Source organism: Streptomyces sp. MnatMP-M17, assembly GCF_900091995.1.
In the GTDB taxonomy this organism is placed as follows: domain Bacteria; phylum Actinomycetota; class Actinomycetes; order Streptomycetales; family Streptomycetaceae; genus Streptomyces.
In genome coordinates this window covers 1-5,310 of the sequence record NZ_FMDK01000304.1, presented here as the reverse complement: position 1 = coordinate 5,310, position 5,310 = coordinate 1, and the positions used below count along the sequence as shown (strand labels likewise).

Genomic DNA, 5,310 nt, shown 5'->3' with positions numbered 1-5,310 from the left:
GGGGGTGCGGCTGCCGCCGCTGAGCCCGTACGGCGGTGGGCTGGAGCCGGACGGGGATTACGACGGACTGGAGTTCAAGGACCTCGTACTGACGGGGCAGGAAGGGCCGGGCGCCCGGTTCATCGACTGCGCGCTGCGGGAGTGCGTGCTCGACGGGACGGCCCTGGGGCGGACGCGGTTCATCGATTCCGTGCTGAGCGGTGTCCGGGGAGTGGGCACGGACATGGCGGGCGCGTCACTGCGCGATGTGGAGGTGGTGGACGCGCGTCTGGGCGGAGTGCAGCTCCATGGCGCGGTACTGGAGCGGGTGCTGATCCGGGGCGGGAAGATCGATTACGCGAATCTGCGCAAGGCCCGGCTGAAGGATGTGGTCTTCGAGAGCTGTGTCCTGTCCGAGGCGGACTTCGGCGAGGCGGTGCTGGAGCGGGTGGAGTTCCGGGACTGTGTGCTCCGGCGGGCCGATCTGAGCGGCGCGCGGCTGAAGGACGTCGATCTGCGGACGGTCGCGGAGCTGGACATCGCGCGCGGCCTGGACCGGCTGGCGGGAGCGGTGATCAGCTCGGCGCAACTGCTGCACCTGGCACCGGCGTTCGCGGCGCAGATAGGCGTGCGGGTGGAGGACTGACCGGGACAGACCGGAGGCCCCGGCCTGGGGGGAGTGGACCGGGGCCTGCGTGGTGCTCCGGGGGCACGCCTTCTCTGTGGGGGGAGGAAGCGGTCGCCCGTTCCCGGCGGTGCCCCGGCATCCGACGTCTGCCCGGAGCTCCGGGATGTACTCCTGGCCGCGCGCAGAACGATGCGAGGGCTGTGTGCGGACGATGTGCCGGTGAGGTGCCCGGCAGGCGGACGAGGCCGGCCGGCGCCGTGCCGCGCCGTCCCGCTCAGACGCGGGGGAAGCGGGACTGGAGGTCCCAGATGACCGGGTTGTCGGCCAGGCCCTCGTGCATGTCGGCGAGATCCGCGATCAGATCGTGCAGGAAGTCGCGGGCCTCGCGGCGGAGCAGACGGTGGCTGAAGGTCAGCGGAGGCTCGTCGCCGGGCATCCAGTCGGCCTCCACATCGACCCAGCCGAAGCGGCGCTGGAAGAGCATACGGTCGGCCGACTCGGTGAAGTCCAGCTCGGCGTACTGCGGCTTGGCCGCACGGCTGCCGCGCGGATCGCGGTCGAGCTGCTCGACGATGTCGCACAGCGCCCAAGCGAAGTCGAGCACCGGCACCCATCCCCAGGCGGTGGACAGCTCCCGGTCCGCCTTGGTGTCCGCGAGATAGACATCCCCGCAGAACAGGTCATGCCGCAGCGCCTGGACATCCGCACGCCGGTAGTCGGTCTGCGGCGGATCGGGAAAGCGACGGGAGAGGGAGTAACCGATGTCGAGCACGGCCCGATGGTGTCACGACCACGTTCGACGGAGTCCCGGGGCCGGCCGACGGCCTCCTGGGCCGGCCGATCACGGTGCCCGTCGGTGAGGAGTACGCGCGCAAGGTTCCGTACAACATCTCCGAGCCGGTTCCGCTTCCTGAGCCTCTGGGGTTCGAGATCGATACCGGCGAGTTCTGACTGAGGGACCTACGATCATGGGGTGGACAAGCGTCTGGCCCTTCCTCTCACCCTTCTTGTTCTCACCGGCTGCGCCGGTTGCTCCGGCGATGGCGCTGTCCGCGGGCGGCCCGGGGCCGCGGGGGTGCGGGATCCGTATTTTCCGCGGCTCGGCAATGGCGGCTATGACGTTCAGCATTACGGTCTGACTCTCGACTACGCGCCCGCCACCGGACGGCTCCGCGGAACCGCCGAGATCACCGCCCGCGCCACCCAGGATCTCAGCGCCTTCAATCTCGATTTCGCGGGAATGAAGGTCGATTCCGTGACCGTCGACGGCGAGAGGGCCGCGCTCCACCGCGCCGGTACGGAACTCACGCTCCGGCCGCACGACGCCGTCGGCCGTGGGGACACCTTCCGTACGGTCGTTCACTACTCCGGCGTACCGCGGCGCATCACGGATCCCGACGAGTCGGAGGAGGGATGGCTGAGATCGGGCGAGCGCGCGGTGGGGCTGGGGGAGCCGACCGGCTCGATGGCGTGGTTCCCGGGCAACCACCACCCGAGCGACAAGGCGTCGTACGACATCCGGATCACCGTGCCCGAGGGTATGAAGGCCGTCTCCAACGGTGAGCTGAGGAGCGAGCGTACGACGGCCGGCCGTACCTCCTTCGACTGGCACTCCGCGCAGCCGATGGCCAGCTATCTGGCCACCGTCGCCATCGGTCCCTACAAGACCGGGACGGCGGAAAGGGCTGAGGAGAAACCGGTCAAGAAGGCAGCGGAGAAGGCAGGGAAGAAGTCGGGGAACAGCGCGGACAAGGCGGGTGCCGGTACCGGCGCCGGTGTCGCCACGGTGGGCCCTTTGCCCATCTACTCCGCCGTCGATCCCGCCGTCGCCGCCGACAGCGCGCGGCTCCTCGCCGAGCTTCCCGGGATCATCACCTGGCAGGAGAAGACCTTCGGGCCGTATCCCTTCTCCTCCACCGGAGTGATCATCGGACGGAAAGGCGATTCCCAGTACGCCCTGGAGACCCAGAACAGGCCCTTCCTCCCCGGTCCCACCAGCGTCGCGACACTCGTGCACGAACTGGCCCACCAGTGGTTCGGGAACTCCGTCACTCCCAAGTCATGGCGCGACATGTGGCTCAACGAAGGCTTCGCGGAGTACACGGAGTGGCTCTGGACGGAGCACACCGAACGGGTGCCGGTGCGGCAGAGCTTCGAGGAGGCGTACGAGGACGACGACAACTGGGCGTTCCCGCCCGCCAAGCCGCCCTCCGCCGTGAATATCTCCGACGCGCCGGTGTACGGGCGCGGCGCCATGGTCGTCCAGCGGGTACGGGAGGCCGTGGGCGACGCGGCCTTCTTCCGGATCGTGCGCGGCTGGCTGGAGACGTACCGTCATGGCAACGCCGACACCCATGACTTCACGACCTATGTGGAGCGGCAGGCGGGCCGTGACCTCAGCGGCATCTGGGACACCTGGCTGTACGGCGACGAGAAGCCGCCGCTGGACTGACGGTCGCAGCGGTCGGTAACTGTCCTGGCTGCCTCCGCTCGGCCGGAAACCGCCCCGCCCAGCCGAACGCCCCCGCGAGAGGCCCGCGAGGGCGTTCGGGCGGATGCTTCCGGGTCAGAGGTTGACGCCGAAGTCCGTGGCGATACCGACCAGGCCCGAGGCGTAGCCCTGGCCGACCGCGCGGAACTTCCACTCCGCGCCGTTCCGGTACAGCTCGCCGAAGACCATCGCGGTCTCGGTGGCGGCGTCCTCGCTCAGGTCGTAGCGGGCGATCTCGGCGCCGCCGGCCTGGTTGACGATGCGGATGTACGCGTTCCGCACCTGGCCGAAGTTCTGGCTGCGGGTCTCGGCGTCGTAGATGGAGACCGGGAAGACGATCTTGTCGACATCGGCCGGCAGACCCGCCAGATTGACGTTGATCGCCTCGTCGTCGCCCTCGCCCGCGCCCGTGCGGTTGTCACCGGTGTGGACGATCGTCTGGTCCGGCGTCGACTTGTTGTTGAAGAAGACGAAGTGGCCGTCGGAGACGACCTTTCCGCCGCCGTTCACCGCGATGGCCGAAGCGTCGAGGTCGAAGTCGGTACCGGTGGTGGTACGGACGTCCCAGCCGAGGCCGACCGTGACGGCGGTCAGGCCCGGTGCCTCCTTGGTGAGGGAGACGTTGCCGCCTTTGGACAGGCTTACAGCCATGGGGATGTCCCTTTCGTTGTCGTGTGCGGACTTCGAGTCGTCCCGAAGTTACCGTCACCCGACATAACGCGGGCAGGGGACCGGGAGGTTCCGTACCTCTTTACTTTCTTTACCCGGACGGCGGGCGCGGGATCGCGGGCGGCGCGGGATCGAGGGCGGCGAGGGCGGCGCGGGAACGCGGTACGGGAAAAGAGGGTGACGCGAAGGGCGGGCGCACGGGACCATGGAGGTATGTCCGGGCCTCCTTATGTCATCCGCGGTTCGGTCTCCCTGCCGGAGGCCGAACTGATGTGGCGTTTCTCGCGCTCCTCAGGGCCCGGCGGGCAGCATGTCAACACCAGCGACTCACAGGTCGAGTTGCGCTTCGATCTCGCGAAGACGGAGGCGCTGCCGCAGGTCTGGAAGGACCGCGCCCTGGAGCGGCTCGCCAACCGGCTGGTGGGCGGCGTGATCTCCGTACGCGCCTCGGAGTACCGCTCGCAGTGGCGCAACCGGGAGACGGCGGCGGTGCGGCTCGCGTCCCTGCTGGCCGAGGCGACGGCTCCGCCGCCACGGGCACGCAGGAAGACCAAGATCCCGCGCGGCATCAACGAGCGCAGACTCCGCGAGAAGAAGCAGCGCGCCGAGACGAAGCGTGGCCGCACCGGCCGCGACTGGACCTAGGGCCTCTCCGGTCGGTCGTCGTGATCGGCGGGCGGCGATCGCGTTGTCTCGGCCGACGTGCCGGCGTCAAGGGCTCGTGAGGATGACGAGCTGCTGGGTCGCTCTGGTCATCGCGACATAGCGGTCGACCGCTCCTTCGACGCCCGTGCCGAACGCCTCCGGATCGATGAGGACGACCAGGTCGAACTCAAGTCCCTTCGACAGCTCCGGGCTCAGCGACCGGACGCGGGACGTCGCCCGGAACGTGGGATCGCCGATGACGCAGGCGATCCCTTCTCCATGTGCGGCGAGCCAGGCGTCGAGGACCGAGTCCAGATCGGAAACGGATCCGTGTACGACGGGGACGTCGCCGCTGCGGATGGACGTCGGCACATTGGCGTCCGGGAGCACGGTCCGGATGACCAGCTCGGCTTCCGCCATGACCTCTTCCGGTGTCCGGTAGTTGATGCTCAGGGAGGCTACGTCGATCCGGTCGAGTCCGATCCGCCTCAGCCGTTCCTGCCACGACTCCGTGAACCCGTGCCTGGCCTGGGCGCGGTCCCCGACGATGGTGAAGCTCCGGGACGGGCAGCGGAGCAGCAGCATCTGCCACTCGGCGTCGGTCAGTTCCTGGGCCTCGTCCACGACGATGTGGGCGAACGGGCCCGCGAGCAGGTCCGGTTCCTCGGCGGGCAGCGCGCTTTCGTCGATCAGGCTGTCCCGTACGTCCTGTCCGTGCAGCATTCCCATCGCGCCTTCGCTCTCGTCGATCACGACGTTCTGGAGCAGGCTGTCGATGACACCGTCCATGCGCTCGCGTTCGGCGGCGACCGAGGCCTTGTTCCGGCGCGTACGGCGCGACGCCTCCGGGTCGCCGAGCCGCTGCCGTGCCGCGTCCAGGAGCGGCAGGGCGGGCACC

5 protein-coding genes and 1 pseudogene are annotated in these 5,310 nt (G+C 69.2%); 3 read left to right on the top strand and 3 right to left on the bottom strand.

Annotated elements, in window-relative coordinates:
* Positions 1-4: 4 nt before the first annotated feature.
* The gene (locus tag GA0115259_RS14310) at positions 5-625 is read left to right on the top strand and encodes a pentapeptide repeat-containing protein (protein ID WP_093596143.1); all 621 of its coding nucleotides are present in this window, start codon (positions 5-7) and stop codon (positions 623-625) included.
* A 256-nt stretch (positions 626-881) separates the two neighbouring features.
* Here the strand turns inward: GA0115259_RS14310 and GA0115259_RS14305 are convergent, their stop codons facing one another.
* The gene (locus GA0115259_RS14305) at positions 882-1,379 is read right to left on the bottom strand and encodes a hypothetical protein (RefSeq protein ID WP_093596140.1); all 498 of its coding nucleotides are present in this window, start codon (positions 1,377-1,379) and stop codon (positions 882-884) included.
* Positions 1,380-1,580: 201 nt separating this feature from the next.
* Between GA0115259_RS14305 and GA0115259_RS14300 the strand changes: the two genes are divergently transcribed.
* Positions 1,581-3,059 carry a M1 family metallopeptidase gene (locus GA0115259_RS14300; RefSeq protein WP_093596137.1) on the top strand — a complete coding sequence of 493 codons (1,479 nt, stop codon included), beginning with the start codon at positions 1,581-1,583 and terminating at the stop codon, positions 3,057-3,059.
* 114 nt (positions 3,060-3,173) lie between these two features.
* Here GA0115259_RS14300 and GA0115259_RS14295 read toward each other — a convergent pair whose 3' ends face one another.
* Positions 3,174-3,749 carry a TerD family protein gene (locus GA0115259_RS14295; protein ID WP_066955721.1) on the bottom strand — a complete coding sequence of 192 codons (576 nt, stop codon included), beginning with the start codon at positions 3,747-3,749 and terminating at the stop codon, positions 3,174-3,176.
* A gap of 231 nt (positions 3,750-3,980) precedes the next feature.
* Between GA0115259_RS14295 and arfB the strand changes: the two genes are divergently transcribed.
* Positions 3,981-4,412, top strand: coding sequence for an alternative ribosome rescue aminoacyl-tRNA hydrolase ArfB (arfB, locus tag GA0115259_RS14290; RefSeq protein WP_093596133.1), 432 nt, complete (start codon positions 3,981-3,983; stop codon positions 4,410-4,412).
* A gap of 66 nt (positions 4,413-4,478) precedes the next feature.
* On the opposite strand, the pseudogene GA0115259_RS14285 reads toward arfB, so the two are convergent.
* Positions 4,479-5,310 (bottom strand): annotated as a pseudogene (locus tag GA0115259_RS14285) (AAA family ATPase); the annotation flags it as partial.

Bases quoted from the DNA above. Each gene is read 5' to 3' on its own strand.
- GA0115259_RS14295 (WP_066955721.1), bottom strand. From the start codon at position 3,749: ATGGCTGTAAGCCTGTCCAAAGGCGGCAACGTCTCCCTCACCAAGGAG.
- arfB (WP_093596133.1), top strand. From the start codon at position 3,981: ATGTCCGGGCCTCCTTATGTCATCCGCGGTTCGGTCTCCCTGCCGGAG.